The 26,012-nt window shown below is 26.4% G+C and carries 19 protein-coding genes and 1 other annotated feature; of the genes, 4 read left to right on the forward strand and 15 right to left on the reverse strand.

The window, feature by feature from the left end; translation table 11 throughout:
• Positions 1–101: 101 nt before the first annotated feature.
• Complete coding sequence (locus tag ACYUE0_RS07270; RefSeq protein ID WP_061994057.1) at positions 102–485, reverse strand: hypothetical protein; 384 nt, start codon at positions 483–485, stop codon at positions 102–104.
• A gap of 212 nt (positions 486–697) precedes the next feature.
• A complete protein-coding gene (locus ACYUE0_RS07275; protein ID WP_460270035.1) occupies positions 698–4,714 on the reverse strand; it encodes an AAA domain-containing protein in 4,017 nt (1,338 codons plus the stop codon).
• Positions 4,715–5,533: 819 nt separating this feature from the next.
• Between ACYUE0_RS07275 and ACYUE0_RS07280 the strand changes: the two genes are divergently transcribed.
• Positions 5,534–7,030 carry a 4Fe-4S dicluster domain-containing protein gene (locus ACYUE0_RS07280; RefSeq protein ID WP_061994055.1) on the forward strand — a complete coding sequence of 499 codons (1,497 nt, stop codon included), beginning with the start codon at positions 5,534–5,536 and terminating at the stop codon, positions 7,028–7,030.
• Positions 7,031–7,054: 24 nt separating this feature from the next.
• Here ACYUE0_RS07280 and ACYUE0_RS07285 read toward each other — a convergent pair whose 3' ends face one another.
• The 3 genes from ACYUE0_RS07285 to ileS form a co-directional block, all read right to left on the reverse strand.
• Positions 7,055–8,050 (reverse strand): substrate-binding domain-containing protein, encoded by a 996-nt coding sequence (locus ACYUE0_RS07285; RefSeq protein ID WP_199869279.1) that lies wholly within the window; start codon positions 8,048–8,050, stop codon positions 7,055–7,057.
• 174 nt (positions 8,051–8,224) lie between these two features.
• Positions 8,225–8,491 (reverse strand): hypothetical protein, encoded by a 267-nt coding sequence (locus ACYUE0_RS07290; RefSeq protein ID WP_460270036.1) that lies wholly within the window; start codon positions 8,489–8,491, stop codon positions 8,225–8,227.
• Between the two features lie 158 nt (positions 8,492–8,649).
• The gene (ileS, locus tag ACYUE0_RS07295; RefSeq protein ID WP_061994052.1) at positions 8,650–11,751 is read right to left on the reverse strand and encodes an isoleucine--tRNA ligase; all 3,102 of its coding nucleotides are present in this window, start codon (positions 11,749–11,751) and stop codon (positions 8,650–8,652) included.
• Between the two features lie 103 nt (positions 11,752–11,854).
• Positions 11,855–12,071: a binding site (T-box leader), on the reverse strand.
• A gap of 223 nt (positions 12,072–12,294) precedes the next feature.
• Here ileS and nrdG point away from each other — a divergent pair.
• Positions 12,295–12,807, forward strand: coding sequence for an anaerobic ribonucleoside-triphosphate reductase activating protein (nrdG, locus tag ACYUE0_RS07300; protein WP_061994051.1), 513 nt, complete (start codon positions 12,295–12,297; stop codon positions 12,805–12,807).
• Between the two features lie 64 nt (positions 12,808–12,871).
• On the opposite strand, the gene ACYUE0_RS07305 is transcribed toward nrdG, so the two are convergent.
• The 4 genes from ACYUE0_RS07305 to nrdD all read right to left on the reverse strand — a co-directional run bounded on the left by ACYUE0_RS07305 (position 12,872) and on the right by nrdD (position 18,820).
• The gene (locus ACYUE0_RS07305) at positions 12,872–13,510 is read right to left on the reverse strand and encodes an MBL fold metallo-hydrolase (protein ID WP_460270037.1); all 639 of its coding nucleotides are present in this window, start codon (positions 13,508–13,510) and stop codon (positions 12,872–12,874) included.
• A 74-nt stretch (positions 13,511–13,584) separates the two neighbouring features.
• A complete protein-coding gene (locus tag ACYUE0_RS07310; protein ID WP_460270038.1) occupies positions 13,585–15,267 on the reverse strand; it encodes an ABC transporter ATP-binding protein in 1,683 nt (560 codons plus the stop codon).
• 194 nt (positions 15,268–15,461) lie between these two features.
• Complete coding sequence (locus tag ACYUE0_RS07315) at positions 15,462–16,553, reverse strand: ArsR/SmtB family transcription factor (protein ID WP_460270039.1); 1,092 nt, start codon at positions 16,551–16,553, stop codon at positions 15,462–15,464.
• A gap of 146 nt (positions 16,554–16,699) precedes the next feature.
• A complete protein-coding gene (gene nrdD, locus ACYUE0_RS07320) occupies positions 16,700–18,820 on the reverse strand; it encodes an anaerobic ribonucleoside-triphosphate reductase (protein ID WP_061994049.1) in 2,121 nt (706 codons plus the stop codon).
• A gap of 469 nt (positions 18,821–19,289) precedes the next feature.
• On the opposite strand from nrdD, the gene ACYUE0_RS07325 reads away from it, so the two are divergent.
• The gene (locus ACYUE0_RS07325; protein WP_061994048.1) at positions 19,290–19,487 is read left to right on the forward strand and encodes a cold-shock protein; all 198 of its coding nucleotides are present in this window, start codon (positions 19,290–19,292) and stop codon (positions 19,485–19,487) included.
• Positions 19,488–19,865: 378 nt separating this feature from the next.
• On the forward strand, positions 19,866–20,042 hold the full coding sequence (locus ACYUE0_RS07330) for a hypothetical protein (RefSeq protein WP_164474733.1): 177 nt from the start codon (positions 19,866–19,868) through the stop codon (positions 20,040–20,042).
• Between the two features lie 92 nt (positions 20,043–20,134).
• On the opposite strand, the gene ACYUE0_RS07335 is transcribed toward ACYUE0_RS07330, so the two are convergent.
• From ACYUE0_RS07335 to ACYUE0_RS07360, 6 genes are all read right to left on the reverse strand, one after another.
• On the reverse strand, positions 20,135–20,941 hold the full coding sequence (locus tag ACYUE0_RS07335) for a hypothetical protein (protein WP_061994047.1): 807 nt from the start codon (positions 20,939–20,941) through the stop codon (positions 20,135–20,137).
• A gap of 188 nt (positions 20,942–21,129) precedes the next feature.
• Positions 21,130–21,705, reverse strand: coding sequence for a hypothetical protein (locus tag ACYUE0_RS07340; protein ID WP_061994046.1), 576 nt, complete (start codon positions 21,703–21,705; stop codon positions 21,130–21,132).
• A gap of 470 nt (positions 21,706–22,175) precedes the next feature.
• Positions 22,176–23,600 carry a DUF7922 domain-containing protein gene (locus ACYUE0_RS07345; protein ID WP_460270040.1) on the reverse strand — a complete coding sequence of 475 codons (1,425 nt, stop codon included), beginning with the start codon at positions 23,598–23,600 and terminating at the stop codon, positions 22,176–22,178.
• 234 nt (positions 23,601–23,834) lie between these two features.
• Positions 23,835–24,677, reverse strand: a complete 843-nt coding sequence (gene rsmA / locus ACYUE0_RS07350; protein ID WP_061994044.1) for a 16S rRNA (adenine(1518)-N(6)/adenine(1519)-N(6))-dimethyltransferase RsmA — start codon at positions 24,675–24,677, stop codon at positions 23,835–23,837.
• Entirely contained in the window at positions 24,670–25,221 is a 552-nt protein-coding gene (gene rnmV / locus ACYUE0_RS07355; RefSeq protein WP_199869269.1) for a ribonuclease M5, read from the reverse strand. Before rnmV ends, rsmA begins: the two co-directional genes overlap by 8 nt.
• Positions 25,222–25,639: 418 nt before the next feature.
• The gene (locus ACYUE0_RS07360) at positions 25,640–25,927 is read right to left on the reverse strand and encodes a hypothetical protein (RefSeq protein WP_460270041.1); all 288 of its coding nucleotides are present in this window, start codon (positions 25,925–25,927) and stop codon (positions 25,640–25,642) included.
• Positions 25,928–26,012: the final 85 nt, after the last annotated feature.

The raw sequence follows: 26,012 nt of genomic DNA on the forward strand, positions 1-26,012 counted from the left end.
ACACCTAATATAAGTTATGCAAATGTATAGAATGCAAACTTTTAAATAGCACATGTCATAATATTAATATATGTAATTATATTAGAAAATTTCGTTTAATTTTATTCTTCAGTTTTCTCTTCTCTTTTTTCTTCTGTTTTTTCTTCTATTTTCTCTTCTTCATTCTTATCCTCAGATACAAATTCTAAATTGTCTTCAGCTAATTTTCCACCAGTTTTTTTAAGTAAGTCGAATATTTCTTCATCGTTAAGATGTTCAGCAGCTAATCTCTCTTTAAATTCTGTAAAAAGTTCTTCTTTGAAATACTTAGCATTTATTCTTGGGAAATTAGATAATGCCTCGAACCCAAATTCTTTAGCTTTGTTAACGCCTTCAATATTATACTTGAAATAATATTTGCTTTCTTTTTTCAACATTTCTCCAACATTTATTTTTTCACCACTATTATTAAATATTAAAATTAACTTTTCATATGTATTTTTCATATAACTAACTCCTTTATATATGACTTTTATATTTTATTATATATAAAATAATATATTTAAACCACAACATTCAACATTTATATATTATATATTATTCTAATATCTATTGCACAATTAATGCAATATAAACTTTATATAACTTTTATATTGAAATTGTATAAAATCACTTTTAAATTATGTATAGAAAAAATGGAGAGTGCTCTCCACTTTTTCTACTTCACAAATTCCTCCAACTTATCAAATGCAACCTCTGGATTTAAGTAAAATTCACTACCTCTTAGTTTATAAAATTTCCACCCAACACGTTCTAATGTATGCTGCCTTTGCAAACTTTCTTTCCATGAGTATTTATCACTTCTTTTTCCACCTACGCACTCTACTGCTATACGTTTTTCTGCATCTACCATAAAATCTATATCATATTTTCCAACTTTAACCTTTGGGGTAACTTTAAAATTATTTTTTTCTAATTTTTTCAATACATCTTCTTCAAAGTCACTCAATACTATATTATTGCTATAATTATCATTATTATGCTTTTTATAGTTCATACAATAATCTAAAAGCTTATATCTTATACATTTAGGGTTTAAATCTTCTAAATCTACAGAATGGAATAACCACATTTGATTTCTAGCTCTACTTGCAGCTACATTAAACCTTCTAATATCAGATTCTTTTGCAAGTGTATTATATTTAACATTGTTTGCAATAACTAATGTTAAGAAAATAACATCTCTTTCATCTCCTTGGAATGAATAAGCATCACCACAAACAATATTCCTTTTTACCATTTCCTCCATGCCAATTCGATCAACTAGTAAATTTTCAATAACTTCAGCTTGAGTATCTCCTAGTAAAGATATAACCCCTATGGTCATATTTTCATAAGTTTTATCACTAAGACATTCTTCTATTTTATCAACTATAGCATAAGCCTCTTTTAGATTTATGGATTTTTTCTCATCTCTAAAGGCTTCATCTACTTTAGTAGCTTTTAATGGTTCTTTTAACGGATTATCATTTTTACTACATCTTAATGGAATTATTTCATTAGAGTATGAAATACTATTACTAAACCCTATTATATCCTCAACACTTCTAAAGTGTTCTTTTAAGACTAATCTATTTGGGAATACCCTTAGTGCAGTTGTATACAAACTTGTTTTTAAATCAAACCACTGTGAATCTGGTATATCTTTTAAATATGTTTCTATAAGCTTTTCTACAGTTTCTGCATCTTTTCCTATTGCCTCTGGACTTATCTGTTTTTCATCTCCGACAATGACCGCTCTTTCTGCCCTCATAAGAGTTGTTAGTGCAGTTATATCACTTTGACTACTTTCATCAACAATTATTACATCAAATAAATTTTCATTTACCTGTAAATTTTCTATAACTCTATTAATTGGCATTATCCACACTGGAATAACATCTTTGCACTTTTCCATTTCCTTTTGAGCCATTTTTCTATATTTTATAGCTTGTGCTCCAGTACCTTTACCAATTCTTTTTATAGATTCCATCCATGCGAAGAGACTTCTCTTTTGGGATTCAGTGGTTCTTTGTATTTGATTATACCAACTTTGCTTACTAACAATTTCTTTTACTAGATTATTTTCTACTATCTTTTCTTGATGTAAATTTTTTTCTAATTTCATAATGTCATTAACATGCATCATAATTATATAATCATAGAAAACCTTATACTTAAATGCATCATGAAATTTTACAAACTCATTTGTTAAAACATCTCCTCTTAACGCAAACATGTATTTAGTAACTTTGGGACATACTTTTAACATCTTATCTCTAAGCATTATAAGCTTGTCTAATCTATATGCATTGGTCCTTACATAAGAAACCTTTGCATTATATGCCTTTATAAACCTCACATTACCTTTTTCTATATTATTTGATAGTTCATCAAAAACATCATACTTTCTTAGTTCTTTTACTATATTATTTATTTCATTTTTTATCGAATTTATATTTTTTATCGAACGCAAACTTATTAGTGACTCTTTTATATAGCTAAAAGTATCTTTATTATATAGATTTATTTCTTTACTAAAGTGTTTTGCCTTTAATAAATTTAATATTTTATCTTTATAGCTAGAATCCCAACTTGTAACTATTTCTATTTTTTGTATTGCATCCTCTACTTTAACTATATAATTTCTTTCATTTATATCTAAAGTTTCTCCGTCTAATTCTGTAATACCATTATTAAAATAATTTTTAAAGTCACGTTCTAATTCATTAAGTTTTATATACATATTTATTACTTCTACTTGTTCTTTTGATGTTATATTATTATAATTTACCTTTATATCTTCCAATATATACTTAACATTTCCATGTAACATCTTAAAGAAAGTTGTCACTTTTCCTTTTTCATTGATAACTTTATCTACCGATTTAAAATCTTTTTTAAACTTATCAAAATCTAAATCTGATGGTAATTCTACAGTGCTCTTATTCAATTCAGCTTTCAAATTTGATATTTCGCTAATTTGTTCTTTACAATGCTTTAAAAAACTATCCCAAAACTCTCTCGAAGTATTACTGCCATGATAAACTTTCATAAGTTTTGCAACATAAGTGTTTTCTATTTCACACAGCGTTTTATAACCATCGTCTAATAGATTAATTAAATGACTATTATTATAACTAGTTATATCTTTATCACTCCAATTAGATAAAACTTTGTTATGATGTTCTATATTAGCTACCTCTTTTATATACTGAGTCATAAGTTTTATTACAATTTCTAAGTTAGGAAGTTTTGAAATATTTCCTTTTATACCTTCGTAAAACTCTAAATCACTATTATCAAAAGTTTCTAAAAGTTGTATAACGTTATTTAACTCATCCTCATTTATTGGAGGATGATCTTTTATGCAAAGATTATCATCAATATAATTTAAATCTTCATGTTCTCTAATATACTGAGCCATATCCATTAAAGTATATTTATCCTCATTATATTCAATGGTTAAGTTTTCATTTTCTTCTATTTTCTTTAACTCTTCATATATGGCCTCTTGATTAGCCCTGCACTCTTTCAATTTATATCTTAAAAACTTAAATTGTTTTTTTAACTCCAAAGTATCTAAAGATAAATTTTCTGTTATTTTCCTTACAGAATTATCAAGATCATCCATAGCTTTAGCATCATCACCTAAAATACTCATACATAATGATCTTATTTCATCAGGTATTTTATTGTTTAAAACCCTAAGAGCTCTATCCGTTTGGCTTGTTACTAATACCCTTTTACCATGAGCTAACAAATGACAAATCAGATTTACTATAGTATGACTTTTTCCTGTTCCTGGAGGACCTTGAACCACAACTCCAAAGTTCTCTGAAATCCTTTTTACAATATCTTTTTGCTCTTCATTATATGGTAGTGGAAATAATAAATCTTCTCCTAATTCATTCCATTTTTCAACAGATAAATCATCTTCTTTCACTTCCTCATTTTTCACCAAAGCCTCTATGGTCTTAGGTATTACACCACCATTTTTTATATGTTCAATCATTGAGTTCAATTCTACATTCCAAAGTCTAGTATCAACTTTTCTAAAAATAATAATTGGTTCATTGTAAAAAAACAATCCTTCTTTATCGTTTATATCTAAAAGAGAAGTAAATTTACCATAATTGCCATCAAAATCTATTTTAAAAGAATCTGATATATATTTTATACCTTTTATAACTTCTTCATCACTTTTCACATCAATCCCTAAACTTTTTAGTTCCACTGAATTTTTAATTACATTTTCAAGTGATATATTATTTATGTCAGTTAAAAAATCAAGCTCAGCATTAGTAATATTATTATATGGTTTTAAAATAAACTTACTATTTTTTTCATCAAAATTCAATGTCATTTTTGTAGTTAGTATAGGGTGACTTATATTAATATTATCAATGTTTCCTACAAGTAATCCGTGACCATAAACCACTTCTAAATTCTCACTATTTTTCTGTAATTTTAAATATATTTTAGAAAACTTATCATATAATTCTTTATTAACTTTATCTATTTCAACCCAATTTTCATCAACTTCATTATTTAACTTAACTCCTAATAAATCTGATAAACTAGACTCAAAAAATACCTCTTCATACTCATTTACATTTCTTATTTTTTTATCATTAATATTTTTCACGCTAAGAAGATATGTAAATATTTGCTCTACCTTTTTATTTATATCCAAATTTTACCCCTCCATATTTTTATATTAACTTATCATAAATTTTCCTATTATTTATATTTTCAGTTACATTATAAGATTTTAACCTAGAGTTTTAATTTACTTTTATTAAGTAAGAATTTTTTAGATTAAATGAAAATATATAGTTAGTAGACTTTTATGGTAATTAATTTTTTACTACCTATCTCTATAATAATTTGAATTTAAATCTTGATGTATACGTTAAAATTTAATTTTCAAACCTATATTTTTATTATAAAAATTACTTTTAGATACCTTATTATGGTTTAACTCTTATCCTTTATTATAGTTTATACTAGTATTTTACACAATAAATTACTTTTTCTATATATAAAGATATATAGCCTTATTAACCACATTATATAAATGATAATTTTTTATCTTATTTTGTTATTTTTTAGTATTTTTTAGTAAATTATTTATTTTTATTATAAATTTATCTTTTAAATTGTATCTTTTTTACAATTATTTAGTTTATACTAAATCTTTCTGAAAAATGTTCTAAATAATTCATATTTTTTTAATTTTTGCAAGTTAAGTTGGATATTTTTTTAACATTTTGTAGTATAATAATATTGCAACGTAAACATTTACTGTATATATATTGAAGCTTTTATATAAAAAAACGATTCAACAATACATATATTACTTAAATTGTTATTAATTTTTTAATGCTATTTTAACAATTAAATTTTATTATTTATTACATAACTTAATTAACATAACTATTTTTTTACTGAAAGGTATTTTATTTACCTTACTTTACAACTTAAAATTATATGAATTAAAGGGGATGCTCATATGTTTATATTTGAAACACAGTTAAAAAAAGTTAAACACAATGTTTTAAAAAGTGTTGCAATTTTAGCTAAAGAAGATAGACTAACGACAGAAGAATTAAGTAAAATTCATGAAACTATAGTAGATGAAGACAAACCACAATACAGGTGTTGTGTCTATAAAGAAAGAGTGATCGTTGGTCAACGTGCTAAATTAGCAGCTGGATACTTACCTAAAGGAGATGATATGAATCATCTTGAAGATATAAAAAACAGGGATCAAGTTATATATGTTGTTGAAGCCGCTTGTGATAAATGTCCAATAAATAAATATACAGTTACTGAAGCCTGCAGAGGTTGCGTTGCACATAAATGCATGGAAGTTTGTCCAACTAAGGCTATGGTACGAGTTAATGGAAAAGCCTTTATAAACCAAGAACTTTGTAAAGAATGTGGATTATGTAAAAAGCAGTGTCCATATCATGCTATTTCTGAAGTTCTAAGACCTTGTAAAGTTGTATGTCCTACTGGTGCTCTTTCAGTAGCCGAGGATAGACGAGCTTTAATTAAAGAAGAACTTTGTATTGAATGTGGTGCATGCATGAAAGCTTGCCCTTTTGGTGCAATCTCTGATAAGAGCTTAATCGAACCTGTAGCAAGAAGACTTTCAAACAAAGAAAACCTTTATGCTGTAGTTGCACCTGCAATTGCTGGTCAATTTGGCCCTAATGTAACTTTAGGACAAATTAAAGCTGCACTTATTAATGTAGGGTTTAAAGATATGTATGAAGCTGCTTGTGGTGCAGATATCGTAACAATAAACGAAAGTAATGAATTTGTTCATAGAATGAATAATGGTAGCAAGTATATGACAAATTCTTGTTGTCCAGCTTTCTTAACGTATATAAATAAAAAATTTCCTAAAGAATCTATGAATATATCATCAACAGTTTCACCTATGATAGCTACAGGAAAATATATAAAATCTATAGATCCTGATGCTAAAGTAGTTTTTATTGGACCTTGTACAGCAAAAAAAGCAGAAATGCGCAGAGATGATGTTAAGGACATAATAGATTATGTTTTAACTTTTGAAGAAATTTCTGCTCTTTTAGATGCTTTTAATATGGATCCGGAGAACTGTGAAACTCTACAAGCCGATGACGCTTCAATTTACGGACGTGGTTTTGCAGCTGGTGGTGGATTAACTTCCGCTATTGAAAATTATATAAAAACTGAAAGTATTGATATTCAATTTAAGCCAATAAAAGTAAGTGGACCTTTCGATATAAAGAAAACTATGACTATGGCCAGTATTGGTAGACTTCAAGGTAATTTCATAGAGGGAATGATGTGCGAAGGCGGATGCGTTGGTGGTGCTGCTACTGTATTACCTCCACTTTCTACTAGAGCAACTTTTGCTAAAGAAAATGCAAGATCTACACATAAGGCAGTAATTGACAATCCTAAAATTGATGAATATAAAGATTTAGATTTAGAAAGAGATTTATCTGAATAAAAAAAAGAGGCTTTGCCTCTTTTTTTATTTACAAGAATTTCTTTCAACTATTTCATATGGTAAAACAAATTCTTTAGTATCAATTTCGTCTTTATTTAAAATTTTAATTAAAGCTCTCATACTTAAAGAACCCATATCATATAGTGGTTGAGATACTGTTGTTAAAGTTGGATAATACATAGCTGCTAAGTCTGTATCATTAAATCCCATAACACTTACTTCATCTGGCACTTTTATATTTTTTTCTCTTAAAGCATTTATAGCACCAACTGCAACTTCATCACTGCTACAAAAAATAGCATCAAAAGAATTTTTACTTAATATTTCGTTTGTACCTTTAAATCCTTCTTGCGCATTTAAGGATGAAAAATACACTAAATTATCATTGTACTCTAAATCTTCTTCAACAGCTTTTTTATATCCTTCAAAAAATTGTTGGTAATTTCCTCCATACATTTCAGGGAAAAATCCAATATAAGCTATTTTTTTATTACCTTTTTCTATAAGATATTTTGTTGCATCATATGCAGCTTGAAATATATCTATAGTTACACTTGGATATTTTTTTTGGGAATCTTCTGTTCCCACAGTTACTACAGGTATTTCTAGTTCATTTATAAAGTCTTCTACTTCTTTTACAAGAGCATTTCCCATATATAATATACCGTCAACCATTTTTTCTTTTAACATTCTAAAACTATCTTTTTCTTTTTCTATATCCAAGTCTGTATTACATAACATTATATTGTAGTTATATATATTAGCAACATCTTCTGCTCCCCTAACAACTTCTGGGAAAATATCACTTGCTATATCTGGAATTATAATCCCTATAGTGCTAGATTTATGAGTCTTTAAGCTCCTAGCTAAGATGTTAGGTCTATAGCCTAATTTATCTATAGCATCTAGCACTTTTTTCTTAGTATCCTCATTAACCACATTTATACCATTTAATACTCTAGAAACAGTTGCTATTGATACTCCCGCTTCTTTAGCTACATCTTTTATTGAAGCCGCCACATTAATCACTCCTATTATAAATTAAACTTACTATCTATAGTAAGTTATACTTGTGCAATTTACAATAGTTTTTCCCTATAAATTAAAATATATGTTATAAAACAACAATATGTCTACATTCTTTTAAATATAAATTAAATTTTCTAACAATTAATCCTGTTTTTATTGAAACATTCACAGAATTTCCAACATTTTTATACAAATATAATAATCAAAAAATATTAATAGTGACGGTATGCAAATTGACTTTATAAGTTCTTTAGCTATAACTTTCTTATTATTAGCTTTAACAATTAGGTCTTCATCTAAATTTTCATTTTCCTTTAAATTTCTTTTATTAATTTTATTATTAATATTATTTCTAAAAAATACTAAAAACATAATTATTATAGGTAGGTTAAATGCAATAATTATATAAAATATATTTTTATCCCAAACCATAAAATCCTCCCAATAGAATAACTATAATTATTATCTTGATATCTAATATATTTTATTTTTATTCCCTACATTCTATACCTTTTATTACAAATTTTAAAAATAAAAGGAGAGTATCTCCTAAAATAATAAAAATCATTTTAAATACTCTCCTAAATATACTATAGTTTTTCAACTGTAAGTTTTAAATTTTCTCCGTTAACTTTAACTTCTTGATAGTTTGCATTTCCACCATAAACAATTTCTACTGCAAGAGTATCTTTTGCTATTTGTTCTTCAAACTTCTTAATTATATTTTCTAACATTTCATTTCCTGAAACATAGATATTAATTTTATCTGCAACTTCAAATCCACTTTCTTTTCTCATGTTTTGGATTTTACTTAATATCTCTCTTACATGACCTTCTTCTCTAAGCTCTTGAGTAATTGTAGTATCTAAAACTACTCCCATTTCACCTTCACCAGCAAATGCATATCCCTCAAGACCTTGCATTGTTATTAATAACTTTTCACTATTTAATTCTATATCAGTTCCATTAACTTCTATATTTACAGTGTTTCCATTATTTATAGTTTGTGCAAGTTCCATTTGGTTCATTTCGCCAATAGCTTTTCTTATTCCTGGTATTAATTTACCATAAGCCTTTCCTAGTACAGGAAGATTTGGTTTTATTTCAAAGTTAACATATTTAGAAAGGTCTGCACCTAGCTCTACTTCTTTTATATTAAGCTCATCCTTAACTATATCTCCATAATACTCTGGAAGAGACTTTGCAGAAACTAACATTTTACCAAGTGGCTGTCTATTCTTTATGTTAGCTCCATTTCTTGCACTTCTTCCAAGCTTAACTATTGTATATGCTCTATCCATATCTTCTTCTAAATTAGCATCTGCTAATTCAGCTTTGTATTCTGGCCATTTACATAAGTGAACACTTTCTGGTGCATTTTTATCGAATGCAACTACTAAGTTTTGATAGATTTCCTCTGTTACAAATGGTATAAATGGAGAGGCAATCTTAGCTAAAGTAGTTAGCACTCTATAAAGTGTCATATATGCGCCTATTTTATCTTCTGTTAATTCTTCAACCCAGTATCTAGATCTATTTCTTCTTACATACCAATTTGAAAGTTCATCAACAAATTCTTCAAGTTCTTTAGCACCTTGTGTTATTCTATAATTTTCTAAATGTTCATCAGTGGATTTAACTAATGAATTAAGTTTAGACATCATCCATTTGTCCATTACATTCTCAGATACAAAATCTTCGTATTTAGTTGGATCAAATTTATCTAACTCAGCATATAAAATATAGAAAGAGTATACATTCCATAATGTTCCTATGAACTTTCTTTGAGCTTCTATAACTGCCTCTTCATAGAATCTTGATGGTAACCATGGTGCACTAGCAGTGTAGAAATACCATCTTAAAGCATCTGCACCTTGATTTTCTAATACAGTAAATGGACTTAATACATTTCCTTTATGTTTAGACATTTTTAATCCGTCTTTATCTAAAACGTGTCCAAGTACTATACAGTTTTCAAATGGATTCTTTTCAAATACTACTGTTGATATTGCAAGTAATGTATAGAACCATCCTCTTGTTTGGTCAACAGCTTCTGAAATAAATTGTGCTGGGAAATTCTCTTCAAATAGTTCTTTATTTTCAAATGGATAGTGATGTTGAGCAAATGGCATTGAACCAGAGTCAAACCAGCAATCTATAACTTCCTCTACTCTTGTCATTTCTTTAGAACAATGAGGACAATTTAAATGCACATTATCGATATATGGCTTATGAAGTTCTATATCGTCTGGAACATTTATTCCTTTTTCCTTAAGTTCTGCAATGCTTCCTATCATTTCTCTATGTCCGCATTCGCATTCCCATATTGGAAGTGGAGTACCCCAGTATCTATTTCTTGAAATTCCCCAGTCAATAACACCTTCTAAGAAATTTCCCATTCTTCCTGTTCTAATATTATCTGGCATCCAGTTTATTTTATTGTTATTTTCTACTAATTTATCTCTAACAGCTGTCATTTTTACAAACCAGCTATCTCTTGGATAATAAAGAAGAGGTGTATCACATCTCCAACAATGTGGATATGAGTGTAAGAATTTTTCACTCTTATAAAGTTTTCCTTCTTCTTTTAATGCATTAATTATTTTTTCATCTGCTTTTTTTACAAATATTCCAGCCCAAGGAGTTACTTTATCTACAAATTTACCTTCTGCATCAACTAAATTAATCATAGGTAATCCATATAATTGACCGATTTTACTATCATCATCACCATATGCAGGTGCTATATGAACTATACCAGTACCATCAGTTAGTGTTACATAATCTCCATGAACAATGTAAAATGCTTTTTTATTTGGAGTTTCGAATGTGAACATTTGCTCGTACTCTTTGCCTAAAAGCTCTTCACCTTTAAATTCACTAACTATTTCATATTCACCTTGTAATTTTCCTAATAAAGACTTAGATACTATTATATGTTCTTCTTCTTGAATAACTTCTACATAATCATATTTTTTGTTAACAGCTAAGGCAACGTTACTTGGTAAAGTCCAAGGAGTTGTTGTCCAAACTAAAACATATTTATCTTCATCTTTAAGTTTAAATTTAACATATACAGAGCTGTCTTTTACATCTTTATATCCTTGTGCAACTTCATGTGAAGATAATGTAGTTCCACATCTTGGACAATAAGGCATTATTTTAAAACCTTTGTAAATTAATTCTTTATCCCACATTTGTTTTAATGCCCACCAAACAGATTCTATATAATTATTATGGAAAGTTACATAAGGAGTATCCATGTCTACCCAATAAGCTAATCTTTCAGACATTTGTCTCCACATTTCAACATATGTAAAAACGCTTTCCTTACATTGTTTAACGAAATCCTCTACCCCGTACTTTTCTATTTGTGGTTTTCCTGATATTCCAAGCTTTTTCTCTATTTCAAGTTCAACTGGAAGTCCATGAGTATCCCACCCAGCTTTTCTTAAAACTTTATATCCCTTCATAACTTTATATCTAGGGATTATATCCTTCATAACTCTTGTTAAAACGTGACCTACATGAGGTTTCCCGTTTGCAGTTGGAGGTCCATCATAAAAAGTGAAATACTCTCCATCTTCATTTGAATCAAAGTTCTTTTGAATTACATTTTTTTCTTCCCAAAGTTTTAATACATCTTTTTCTAAATCCATAAAACTTTTAGAAGCATCAATTTTCTTATACATATTTTTAGCTCCTTTCCTATACCTAATTTTATATAGTAAAACATAGAAGTTATACTTACATCCTAATTTGTATTAAATTTTAAAAATAAAAAAACTCCGTCCTAAATAGGACGAAGATAACTTCGGTATACCACCTATGGTAAGATAATTCAAGTACAATTTAATACTCTATTCTTTAACGCAGAAATACGGATAAACTTACTAAAATTCAGTTTTCAGCTCCTAGGTGATTTTCATTTATCCATCACTGCAAGGTTCACACCATCCCTCGCTCTCTTTAAGTTACATGATAAAATACTTTTCCTATTCGTAGCTTTTTAAAAAGAAATTTTCAATTTTAAATAAATTATAGTACAGTACTTTTTCATTGTCAATTATATAAAACTTATATTAATCAAAAACTTAATGTTAATTTAAACTATACCTAATATTATGTAGTCGATTATACAATTTTATACACAAAATAAGAGTATTTTTATATCATTAATATTATAGTATACTTAATATTATACTAAGTATTACATAAGTTAGGAGTCGTTTGTCATGGAAGAAAAAGTTAATTTAGCTGGTATCATACATGAAAGTTTAAATAATGGTCCTGGTATTAGACGTGTTCTATTTGCTCAAGGTTGTAAACATAACTGTAAAAAGTGTTTCAATCCACATACCCATGGTTTTGGTTGTGGAACAGACTATAAACTAGATATTCTAATTGAAGACATAAATAGAAATCCACTTATAAGTGGTGTAACATTTAGTGGTGGTGATCCTTTAGAACAGGCAAATGCTTTTGCTAAAATTGCTAAAGAAATAAAAAAAACCAATAAAAACGTTTGGTGTTATACAGGATATACATTTGAGCACATTGTGAAAAATTCCGAAAAAAATCCTTCTTGGAATGAACTACTTAAAAATATTGATGTGTTAGTTGATGGAAAATTTGATGAATCAAAAAAAGATGATAATTTAAAATATAGAGGTTCAAGTAATCAAAGAATCATAAATGTAAAAGAAAGCTTAAATAAAAATAAAGTAGTAGAGTTTAATTTAGACTAATGTAAAACTCTACTACCTATTCACTTTTAAACTATAACTCTATTTTTTATTCTTAAGTTACTATCTAGGAAAGTGTTAATACTAGCACTTTCTTTTTATTTTCTTCTATATATTCTTCAATATTTATTGAACTATTACTAACCTTTTCTCCAATTTTCATATGTGTTAAAAAGTTTTCTACTCCATCTAATTCAAAAGTTAATTGTGGAGTTTTATAATGCATAGGTATAGTTATTTTACTATTTATCATTTTTGATAATTTAGCACCTTCTTTTCCACCTAATGTATAGTTATCACCAACTGGAATTAAAAGCACATCTACATCTCCTATAAGGTCTATATCTTCCTCTGTTAATAAATGTCCTAAATCACCTAAATGACAAATTTTTATTCCATCACACTCTATTTTTAAAATAGTATTTTCTCCACGTTTTGCACCTTTAACTTCATCATGAAATGACGGAAATCCTTGTATTGATACACCTTTAAAATCAAAGGACTTTGGTGTACGCACTATTTGAGCATAATCACTAAAAAACTTAGTGTAATTATGATCAAAATGCTCATGGCTTACAGTTACAATATCTACCTTCCCTTTATAAATAGGATATCCTACAGTCTCATCAAAAGGATCTGTAATAATTTTAGTACCTTCATTTGTTTCAATTAAAAAGCACGCATGCCCTAACCATGTTAAATTCATAAAAAACCTCCAAAACCTAATATATTATTTAATTATATTCTATCAAAATATAGTTTTCTTAACTAATCTTATAATTATGCTATACTGTAAAGATTGTAAAAATATCCTTTTACATTTACAAGATTATAGAAATTTCCTTTTTCTATTATATTACCATCTTTAATTACTATTATTTCGTCGTACTCTTTTAATATATCTTCATAAAGTCTATGTGTTATTACCACTCCTGTTATATCCTTCATACTTAATATTGTTTTTTCTATTTTATAAGAAATTTCATTATCCAATGATGATGTAGCTTCATCTAAAAATAGTATGGGAGTTTTCTTTATAATAGCTCTTGCTATAGCTAATCTTTGTTTTTCTCCACCAGATAGTATTTTCCCATTTTCACCTAATCTACTTTCTAATTTACATTCTAAATTCTCTATCACTTCTTCAAGCCCTGAAATATTAATAGCATCATCTATTTCTTTTTCACTATATTCACCAAAAAGAGTAATGTTCTCTCTTAATGTTGCGTCAAATATAAATACATTCTGATGTATCATGGTAGCTATTTTATATAGATTATCAGTAGATATATTTTTTAAATTTTTCCCATCAATATTTATACTCCCTTCATAATTTTCATAATACTTTAATATTATTTTTAATAATGTACTTTTTCCACAACCACTTGCTCCAACAATTGCATATTTTTTACCTTTTTCAAACTTTAAATTAACATCATTAAGAACTTTTTTATTTTTGTCATATTGAAATGTTAATTTATCTATTATAATATCATTATCAAAAGAATCTTTTTTAGTATATACTTTTTCATTTTGCTCACTTTCCATAATATCTGTTACTTTACAAGATATACTTTTTAATGATTTTATATTGTTTATAATACTAACGCTCTCAGCAATAGGATTGGCTACATTATTGCATAATTGAACACATGCAAGCATTGTCCCAATAGCTATTTTTTCTCTTATAACTAAATACATACCTAGTATTAAAACTACTGAAAATATATTTAATGCTACAAACATACTTATTACATCTATAATAGATTGATATACATTAAATCTATAATCATAATCTTGAGCCTGTGAATTCCAGTTATCATATTCATTTTTCATTCTACTTTCCACATTAAAAGTTTTTATCACATCAAATCCATTAAAAACATCCTTTATTTTCGAGGTAAATATTTCTAATGAGTTAGAATACTTCAATTTCTTTTCACTTAATTTTTCTCCAAATATTTTAGGCATAATAAGCATAAGTATACTTAGTATAATAACAGCTATAGTTATTTCTTTACTCAATAAAAACATACTTATAGTTGCCAATATAAAACCCCAACTCACTTTGATTATTTTAAATATATTATTAAAATAATCATTTTTTATCATAGTCATGTCGTTAGATAATATAGATATATATTTACCACTATTTTCATCAGTAAAACCTTTTATATCTTTTTCTATTATTTTATAAAATATATCCCTTTTTAAATCTATCATTGTCTTTTTTATATATACTTCTCTACAAATAACTCCAAGTACGCCAAATATAACTATACAAACAAGATAAATTATAAATATCTCTATTGAATATTTAAATTTTAATTTACTACCATTAACTGAACTATCGATAATATATTTAAAAATAAAAGCTAGTAGTACATTTAATGTGGCCATTATTATACTCATAAAAATTGAAAAAGATAATAATACTTTGTTCCTAAATAAATATTTTCTCATACTCCACTCCTTAATAAATTTATAATATATATTAGATGTATATCTAATATGATTGTATTACATTATTAGGTATTTATCTAGTATAATATTAGATATACATCTAATATTAATAGAACATTAATATTATTAAAATAGAAGAACTAGATCTTTATCTTTCATATGATCTAGCTCTTACTCCAATACAAAAAATAATTTTAACAATCTGATAAGTCAAATTCATTCTTTAAATAAAGCACTACTTCTTTTAACCTCTTTTTATTAAGCTTATAATATATTTTTGTATCACTTCTATCTAAAGTTACCAATCCTACAACACATAATTGAGACATATGATGAGATACTGTTGCTGTTGTTAAATTTAATTTTTCTGCAATTTCCGTTCCATACATTTCTGATTTATTTAATAACTTAATTATATTTAGTTTACTTTTATCCCCTAAAATCTTCAAAACAGCATCATACTTCTTATAATTTGAATTTCTATCCCTAATTTCATCTATAAACTCTTTATGTTTAAAACCTATACCTATTTCTAACTTATCATCAGTAAGATTGTATACAAAAGAGAAGAAATTAACAAAAAGAGGGTATACTATTATTTCATCAAATTTCTCATAATTTATTATATCATTTATGTTTTTTAGGTACTCTAATCCATTTTCTCTTAAGTTTTTTTCAAATTCATCATTATATTTAACTTTTATTTTATTCATTTTTTCTAGATTTTTCTCATACACTTTTATATATTTTCTTATAATTTCACAAAATTCTAAAACATATTTTTTAGGTTCATTTGCAAATAAAATTAAATTCCACTTTTGCTCTGGCGTACATTGTATTGATTCTATAAATCCTATTTTATCTTCTTGAGAATTTAAAATCTTTTTCAATGTATTTAATTCAATCGCTTTTCCTCCTATGATACTTTTAAAAACCTTTTCCACTAAATATATTTCATTTGAGCCTTCTAAATCATTTAATAACACTTCTAGCTTATCTATATTTCCATATGCACCTAACAGACCATGAGCTATAGTATTAAAAGTTTCTGTATTTCTATTATATTGAGAGAAGAAAAAATATAAACTTTCCTTTTTTATACCATTTTTCTTCTCAAGCTTAGATAAAACATTAAATATATCCATATCTAAATTAAATACGTCTTTATCTAAATCAATTTCACTTTCTTTTAAATTTTCTTCTAAAATATCTTTATTTACTATTATCCACAGACTAGTTAAAAAGTCATAAATTTCTCCATAATCCTTTTTGTATATTATTTTCATTATATCTTCACCTTATTTAATATTTTCTTCAATTATAACATTTATATATTATTATTCCAAAGGCTAGAATATATGAAAAAAGGGTGTTACAAAACTAACCATCTTCTAGTTAGCATTGTAACACCCTTCCTTATTATAAAATTATATTATTCCTCTATTGCATAGATTTTTTTGTGATTTTCTGTATGTGCTAATCTGTCTTCTCTTTCATGGTATTTTCCCGGACCAAATCTTTCATCTAAGCTTAAGTATCCAGTTACTCTTGATACACCTTGAATATTTGAACTTCCGCAAGTGGGACATTCAAATTTATCTGGTTTTAAGTACGTACCACAATCTCTACAATATTTAATATGGAAATTTATACCTATATAGCTTATGTTACTGTTATTATAAGCATACTTAATAATATCCTCAACAACTTCTGGTGATGGATAATCATCAACTTCTAAATAACTTATATGACCTGAGTTACAAAGCTTGTGGTATGGAGCTTCTATTTGAATTTTATCTATTATTGATATTGGGAACCCTACTGGTATATGATAACTATTTGTATAGTAATCTTTATCAGTTACCCCTTTTACTTCTCCAAATACCTTCTTATCTTGTAATATAAATTTACCACTTAAACCTTCTGCTGGTGTTGCATAACATCCCCAGTTTAGACTAGTTTCTTTAGTTAACTTGTCCGTAAAGGCTCTCATAAATGTTATAATTTCTTCTCCAAGCTTTCTTGACTCTTCACACTGACCATGATGCTTTCCTGTAAGTGCTATTAAAGTTTCAGCAAGACCTATAAATCCTATTGCAAAACTACCTTGTTTTAAAATAGGTTCTATAGAATCATCGGATCCTAATCCCTCTGAACCCTTTAAAAGTCCTTGACCTGCAACAAATGGTAAATCTTTAATTCTTAAGTTTTTTAATACATTATATCTATGCATTAATGATTCACTTGCTTGTTCTAATCTAGTTTCTAATAAAGAAAAGAACCTTTCTTTATCGCCTTTAGCAAGAATACCTACTCTTGGAAGATTTATAGTTGTTGGTGCTATATTACCTCTTCCCTTAGTTCCCGGCTCTCCATTACAATTACTCATAAGGTAAGTTCTACATCCCATTGTTGCTGGCATATATCCTTTATCGTAATATTCCTTATTGAAATCCGCATCTATATTCATAAATGTTGGATTCATTCTCTTACTAGCTACTCTACAAGCTAATTTAAATAAGTAGTAGTATGGATCATTAGGCTCCTTATTTATTCCTGTTTTAACTCTAAATATTATGTTAGGGAAAATAGGTTGTTCTCCTTTACCTAATCCTTTTTCATATTCAATTAAAAACTTTTCACATATAAGTGCTGCATCTTTATTATCAGGCGTTCCAATATTTATTGATGAAAAAGGAACTTGTGAGCCTGCTCTAGAATGCATTGTATTTAAATTATATACAATCCCTTGCATAGACTGTTCAATCATTCTATTAACTTTTTTCTCTACTGCTACTTCTATGTTTTCTTTTGGGATTCCTAATTCTTCAAATTCTTTTCTTAATTCTTCTCTTGTTGGTTCTACAAATACAGATAAGTCATTATCAAAATCTGGATGAGATTGTCCTCCAAACATATCATTTTGAGTTGATTGAAGTAATATACAAGACAGTTCTGCTGCTGAGTCTATACGTTTAGCTTTTCTTAGATATCCATAACCTGTGTTAAAACCTCTCTCTAACACCTCTTTAGTTGGTATATGTAGACAGTTTACTGTTAAGTTATAACTATCTAAGTCATGATAATATAGATCTCCATTTTCATGGGCTTTAGATAAATGCTTTGGCATTGTTGATAAATTAAACCATTTATTTGATTCACTTGCTATTCTAAGAAGTTTTGAACTAAAGTTGTTTCCAACATTTGCATTATCTCTATCTGTTTCCACACCTATTTGTTCAATGGCCTTCATTAAATCTGATTTAATTTCTCTTAATCTAGTTCTTTCTTTTCTATAGTTAGCATAAGCTACACCTATAGGCTTATGCCCGTTTTCTAATAATGTTTCTTGAACCATATTCTGTACTTGCTCTACAGTAAGTTCTTCTACATTTAATTTTTCAATTCTTTTAATTATCTTTTGAGTTAATTCTATTTTTTCGCTTTCAAGTAGATTATATGAAATTTCATCTGCTGCACCTTTAATTGCATTTGTTATTTTAACAGAGTTAAATTCAGCTCTTCTACCATCTCTTTTCACAACATATAGCATAAACTACCCCCTCAAACACGATATATTGCACTCGGTCTATTATACTCTAGTAAAATATTTATATCAATTAGCGAATGTGTATAGAAAAATGACTTAAAACTTAAAATTCTCATCTTAATGTATTCTTATTTCCTTTTTCACTTATGTAGTCAAATTGACATGTTTTTTTTCTAGCTTTATATTATAATTTTTTATATATTAAATTATGCACTTAATTATTAACCCTATTTGTTATTTTCAAATTATTTTGCTTATTTTAATATATTGAGTATAATCCTTGTATAGTACCGTATGTACTATTTTTATTAACTTAATTATGAAATTTTATAAATTAATTTTTTATATTAAACTTATAAAAAAGATTAAATTTAAATATTTAATAATATTTATAGTATAAAAATTTATAAATAGTAAAAACTAGTATCAAATTTAAATTTTATGAATTTGTTTTATTTAGGAGGAATTTTTTATGATAGGTACTGTAAAATGGTTTAATGCCGAAAAAGGATTTGGATTTTTATCTGTAGAAGGTGAAGAAGACGTTTTTGTTCATTTTTCATCCATAAAAGATGATGGTTATAAATCCTTAGAAGAAGGACAAAAAGTAGAATTTGATGTAGTTGAAGGTGAAAAAGGACCTCAAGCTACAAATGTTTCTAAATTATAATTTTTGATCCTATTTATGATAATTTTTATAATTTTAAGATTATCATGATTTCAATAAATGCTTAAACTATAATTTAAAAAACTTTAACCTGTAAATTATTTTATTTACAGGTTATTGTTATGAAATAATTACTAATCATATTTATTTTTATACTTCTAATGAATACTGCAATTAATATTTGTTTAAAATATAAATACAATATAAAGTTTCAAGTTAACTTTTAAGGTTATTAATTTCAAAAGGTGGCTATTTACAAAAGTGCTCACATCATAGAAAGTACCTTAATTTCATAAATATATTTAGAATAAATTAAAATTCTATCTTGTTTCACCATAGCTATTTTTAATAAACAAAACTTACATAAAAGAGGTGTTTTTATTGTTTGGTAAAATTATAGATTTAAATAGTACTGACGCTTTTGTTGAAATTTCTAATAGTTTTATAATAAATATTCCGCTTAATTCATTACCATCAAATTCTAATGTAGGGGACAATGTAAATCTATCTACATTACATAATAAAAAAGATACACTAAATATGTCTAATTTTTTTTAATGTAACTAAAATAAACACTATTAACTTTTAATAGTGTTTATTTAAAATTTCTATATAATCTTTTTAATTTATCAAAACTAAATATAAATGAACTAAAAATTTTCTGGTTTTTCTTTAGTTATACTAATATTCCAACCGCCGTTCTCATATACATCATTTATATAATAAATTTGATCATTAGATCCTGCTTTTCCTGAAAATGTTATGATGCCTTTATACTTAGTTGATGTATATCCCTCTGTTTTCAAACTCATTACTGCATCAAACTCTTCTTCTTTTTTATCACCAATAAGAGTTACATTATTTAGCTTACTTAAATTCTTTTCAAATTTAAGCAAATCTGTTGATAATACAAATTTAGCCATTTCTAAATCTTTATCTAAGTTGACAGCAACTTTTAAACCTTTGCCTTCATTATTTAAATATTGATCTAGACCTTTCAGTATAGAATTATAATAAACTTTTTCAAAATCTAAGGGCTTTCTTATGTTCCAAAAGTTCTTTATTATGTCATTATCTAATCTTTTAGAAACTATATAATTATTATTTCCATCATAAAAATTAGCACCTTCAGCTTTATCTAATCCTGTAATATAATTAAATTTATGTATATTTTCAGGGCCTTCATATATTTCAAAAATATAGTCTGGTGACAATGTACTCTTTTCCTCAACTTTTTTTGCCTTTAAAAGTATTTTATAAATGTCATTTATTACATCTTTATCTGTAACAGTAAACTTATAACTTTGGTCTCTCGTACTTTGAATAGTTATTTTCATAACATTGGTATCTTTCATAAAACTAAATGCCCCATTATCTTTTTTTAAAGAACATCCATTTAAGGCAATCATTGCAGTAAAACATATTATGATTATTAAATATTTTTTATTTTTTTTCACATTAGCCCTCCAAAAATCATTTAAATTTATTTTCATATATTCTTTTTATATATGATTCCAAAATCACCATCTAATTTATTCATTTTTAACTTTATACTTATTGTATACCTATATTAATAAAAGAGAAGCCAATGCTCCTCTTTTATTAATATCTTTATTATAATACTTGTATGTTATTTAATCAAACATTAATTGCATTGAATATTTTTTACAATTTTATCTAATAACGTAGGTGTATTTTCTTTATAGCTTTTATCATCCATATAAAAATTAACAACTATATTTTTATTATTTAAATTTATTATATAATCATAATTTCTATACACTTTGCTATCTGATAATTTATTTTTATACTCTATCAAAGTTCCTTTACCATTTTTCAATTTAACAGTTCTTCTTTTATATTCTTTTATACCTAATGACTTCAAATTGTCACTATGCTCTTTTAATAATTCATTTTGTTTAAATTCATCTTTATATAATTTAACGTTTCCTTTTATTACTCCATCCTCAGATATAAATTCACTATTATATTCTATATCATTACTTGCCTTCCCTTCACTGTTAATCCATGTGTCAGGAAGGCTATAATTAATAGTTTCATTAATTTTATATATTTTGAATGAAGATATATTGTTTTGTGTTAAAGTAGTTTCCTTTAATTTATCTTGAAAAAAATTTCCTATTCCTATTACCATTATCATAAGCCCTACCATAATAATTGCTAATCCAGTTTTTTTTCTATCAAATTCATTGAAACTCATATTTTTATCCCCCTAAACATTACTTGTAAATATATGTTAAACAACTTATTACAAAGCTTCAAAGCAGCATTTTTAAAATAGAAGCTTTTTATTTATAGATACTTAATTTTATTATTTATAGGATTCCAAAATAATACTTTAGCTTATAAACTTTAAATTTTGGATAGAGCCATGACCGGAAACACTTTAAAATTAGCAAAAATTTCAGGTGAGAATATTTTTCCGATTCATATATAACTTTAAATTCGAGCTTATTTACATATATAGGGTTCCAAGTTAACTTTTAAAATTATCTATTCCAAAACTTGGATACCCAAAATAGTGAGACATGCTCTGAATCATTTAGAATTCAACACTACATTTTGTATAGAAATATTTTAAGGTTATTGAATAAATTTAAATTGGAGCTTGTTTCCCTATATGTATCCACAAAACTATAATTAAAAATGAAGGGGTCTCCCCCCTCATATTTATTTTTTCACAGGAACTACTACTGTTGAATTTTTAAAATCATAAAACATTATCCAATATCCATAATCATCGGTATTTTTACTTGGCATCCATGTAACAAATCCAGTTTTGCCTCCATATGGTTGTTCATGTTCAGCTTTTTTGCCTGGGATTGCATAAATAAGATATTTTAAATCACCATTTTTATCATGTTTATGACCTACCATACAATGCTTATATTTTGAAATGTATGGATAATAACATATCAAAGGGTAATATACTACCGTATATTTTTTATAATCATTTATACAATACATATCTTCTAACTGATATATATTTACTTTATACCATGTACAATTTTTAATTTCATCATATCCTAATACTTTCTCAAAATCTTTAACTATATCCTTAAAAAATTTATTCATTATTCCTTGACTTTCATTAACCATTTTTTCATTTAAATTAAAGATGTTTTCCATATTATGATACTCTTCATGTAGATTTTTTTTACCTTCATTGTGAGATTCTTTTTTATTTGGTTTTTCTTCTTTAGATTTTTTGTCATGTTCATGTTCCTTACATTCTTGGCATTCTTCTTTTTCCTTTTTCTTTGATTTTTTTTCTTCTTTATGTTCTTCTTTACACTCATTGTCATGTTCATGTTTTTTCTTATGTCTTTGTATCTCGCTTTCCTTTAACATCTCAAATTCATCATCATTAACTTGTTCTAAATTTGTAATGTTCCTATCTTCTTTAATTTCTAAATCACATTCTTTTTGTATCTGTGGTTCATTTCTTAAAATTTCTTTTTTATCTTTCATGATTGTTTCATTTTGTAAACTATTTTCTTTACCCTTACCTTCTCCCACCTTAAAGTCAGGTTGAACTCCTATATTTTTTTCTTCCACTTTTTCTATATTGGTTTGCCTTTGTAAGTCACTTTTTTTCTCTTCAATTTCTTTCTCATACTGATCAAATTTAGTCTCTACATTTTGCTCACGGGATAAGGTTTCTTCTGAAATTACTCTGAAATTTTTCCAATCCTTTGATATTTCATTAGTTATAAATCCACTCATAATAGATTTCATTCTATTACTGCTTAGGGATATTATTGCAGAACCACTTATTTTGTCTAAGGATACTCCCGTATTTCCTATATTGTTAACATCGTATTCGCATGCAGTATCTGCCTTTCCATTATCGTCTATGTTCAACTTTGATACATTTATTATATTTTTAACATCATCCTTATCACAGATTAATGCCATATAATAATTTTTATCATTCTTCTTTAAATTTTGAACATAATAAGACAATTTACATTTATTATTTTTAACTTCTATTTTCGTGTAACCTGATGGCGCTTTATCAGAAGTCAATCCGTGACCTTTTTCATCTTCTTGCAGAATAATAAAAAACCTACTATAACTTTTTTTAGATGCCACTTTTGCTACCTCCATTTAATTTATACACTATAAATATATGAAACTATACTATAAAAAATGATAATTTTATAATATATCTAATATCTCTTTTATTATCTTATTATTTTATTATTTAAATAATTCCTCTTTTTAAAATTGATTCCATATATAAAAAAAATAAAAGTTACAAATTAGGCGTTCTACCTATTTTGTAACTTTTAAAATTATTTATAAAGTTTTAATCTACTATGTATTTTATCCATTTTTTTGATCATATATGGCATCACTTAACTTTCCGAATTCTTCTATAGTTAAAGTTTCACCTCTACGTTTTGGGTCTATTCCCGCAGTATTAAATGCTTTTTCTAATTTTTCTTTTTCTAATCCTATATTTTTCATACCGTTCCATAAAGTTTTTCTTCTCATATTAAATGATTGACGTATTACATTAAAAAATAATTTTTCATCTTTTACACTTATTCTAGGCTTTTCTAATTTATCTAATCTAATTACTATAGAATCTACCTTAGGAGAAGGTATAAAGCATGATGGTGATACCCTTCTAATTATTGCAGTATCACAATAATATTGTACTAATAATGAAAATGCACCGTAATCCTTTGTGCTAGGTTCTGCATCTATTCTTTCTGCAACTTCCTTTTGTATCATTATTGTTAATGATTTAAAGTTATACTCACCATTTAAAAGATTTGCTATAATTGGAGTTGTTACGTAATAAGGTAAATTAGCTACAACTTTAACACTTTTCTCATCGCCAATTAACTCTGTATAATTTACTTTTAATGCATCTTTATGTATAAGGTTAAATGTTTCATAATCTTTAAGTTCCTCTGTTAAAATAGGTATTAATCTATCATCAAGTTCTATACTCGTAACTCTTTTAGCTTTACCTAACAATTCAACAGTAAGTGTTCCTACACCTGGTCCTATTTCTATAACATAATCATCTTTACATACTGCTGCACCTGCTACTATATCTTCTAATACAGTATCATCTGTTAAAAAGTTTTGTCCTAAACTTTTAGCAAACTTAAAATCATACTTATTTACAATATCTTTTGTATTTAAGTTACTCATTATCTATCTCCTTTTCAACTTTTTCCATCGCTTTTATAAACTCTTCTTTACTTATTCCATAGTTATTTAATCTTGTAACAAATTGAGTAGCATTGCCATAACCAATTCCAAGTATATTGCCTAAGCAATCTCTTCTCTCTTTTGACCTACTGTCTCCAGTTAATTTAAAAAAGTACATATCTTGAATATTAAATTCTTTACGGACATCTTTCATTTCACATTTTGCATTTTTTAGTGCTCTAATTATAGTTTCCGGAGAAGCATTTTCAACTCCTATATCATCACCTTTAGTTCCATCTTTTTGGCTTATATAGGCATGTTTTATTCCTGAAACTCTTTTTGATATTATTTTTCTTATCTTTTCTCCAGCAAAATCAGGATCTGTTAAAACTATTACCCCTTGTCTCTTTTGTGCTTCTTTTATCTTATTTATACTATTTGCATTTATCCCAAAACCACTAACTGAAATTACTTCTGCTTCTACAGCTCTTTTTACAGCTGTAACATCATCTCTACCTTCAACAACAATTACTTCTTTAATCATTACATTCCTCCAAGATTTATAAGATATTTTCTTAATATTAAAGATGCTATATAGTAGATAAAATCTTAAGATTTTTTACATAACTTTATTCTATACTTTCTAAAATTATATTATGCTAAGTTTCAAACATCTACTATATAGCATCCTTTAGAATTCAAATTAACTATAAAGCATATTAAAATAATCATTTTTAAATTTTAAATATATAAAATTTGTATTTTTTTCTAAGATGCTTCAATTCTAACTTTAATATTATAACTCATTATATATCATATGAAAAGTAAGCCTACTCTTACATAAATTATTTATTGCACTATAACAGTCTTATATTAGTATTCCTATAAATGCTTTATTTTAAATAGTTTTTATACATATTTTTATAATAATTTAAAGTAACTCTAAATAATCTAATCTCTGCTTAAATATATTCTTTTAATAGTTCTTGTGCTAAACTATTAACCTCTTCATGGATAAAATTCAATTCATTAAGTTCTCCACTTTTAAGAAAATAAACCTTATCTGCTATTTCATATGCTTTAGATATGAAATTATCATATTCTTCATCCTCGATACTATTCAATTTATCATTTATAGGTTTTGGAAAATACACTTCATTTTCTACACCAAATTCATTTATTGATTCTAACTGTTCCAACATAGCCATAACAATTGTTATAACTTCACTTATTGTAAATTTAAAATTCATTTATAACTCCTTATCTTAAATTATACTTATATAAATTTTATTTTATTATATTTTCAGTATAACAACTTAAATTTGGGGAAAAAGA

The organism is Clostridium sp. CTA-19 (genome assembly GCF_054767855.1).

What these genes read in the sequence shown, in the direction of transcription:
- ACYUE0_RS07270 (WP_061994057.1), bottom strand. Translation starts at nt 485, where the DNA reads ATGAAAAATACATATGAAAAGTTAATTTTAATATTTAATAATAGTGGT.
- ACYUE0_RS07280 (WP_061994055.1), top strand. Translation starts at nt 5,534, where the DNA reads ATGTTTATATTTGAAACACAGTTAAAAAAAGTTAAACACAATGTTTTA.
- ACYUE0_RS07290 (WP_460270036.1), bottom strand. Translation starts at nt 8,491, where the DNA reads ATGGTTTGGGATAAAAATATATTTTATATAATTATTGCATTTAACCTA.
- ileS (WP_061994052.1), bottom strand. Translation starts at nt 11,751, where the DNA reads ATGTATAAGAAAATTGATGCTTCTAAAAGTTTTATGGATTTAGAAAAA.
- nrdG (WP_061994051.1), top strand. Translation starts at nt 12,295, where the DNA reads ATGGAAGAAAAAGTTAATTTAGCTGGTATCATACATGAAAGTTTAAAT.
- ACYUE0_RS07305 (WP_460270037.1), bottom strand. Translation starts at nt 13,510, where the DNA reads ATGAATTTAACATGGTTAGGGCATGCGTGCTTTTTAATTGAAACAAAT.
- ACYUE0_RS07310 (WP_460270038.1), bottom strand. Translation starts at nt 15,267, where the DNA reads ATGAGAAAATATTTATTTAGGAACAAAGTATTATTATCTTTTTCAATT.
- ACYUE0_RS07315 (WP_460270039.1), bottom strand. Translation starts at nt 16,553, where the DNA reads ATGAAAATAATATACAAAAAGGATTATGGAGAAATTTATGACTTTTTA.
- nrdD (WP_061994049.1), bottom strand. Translation starts at nt 18,820, where the DNA reads ATGCTATATGTTGTGAAAAGAGATGGTAGAAGAGCTGAATTTAACTCT.
- ACYUE0_RS07325 (WP_061994048.1), top strand. Translation starts at nt 19,290, where the DNA reads ATGATAGGTACTGTAAAATGGTTTAATGCCGAAAAAGGATTTGGATTT.
- ACYUE0_RS07340 (WP_061994046.1), bottom strand. Translation starts at nt 21,705, where the DNA reads ATGAGTTTCAATGAATTTGATAGAAAAAAAACTGGATTAGCAATTATT.
- rsmA (WP_061994044.1), bottom strand. Translation starts at nt 24,677, where the DNA reads ATGAGTAACTTAAATACAAAAGATATTGTAAATAAGTATGATTTTAAG.
- rnmV (WP_199869269.1), bottom strand. Translation starts at nt 25,221, where the DNA reads ATGATTAAAGAAGTAATTGTTGTTGAAGGTAGAGATGATGTTACAGCT.
- ACYUE0_RS07360 (WP_460270041.1), bottom strand. Translation starts at nt 25,927, where the DNA reads ATGAATTTTAAATTTACAATAAGTGAAGTTATAACAATTGTTATGGCT.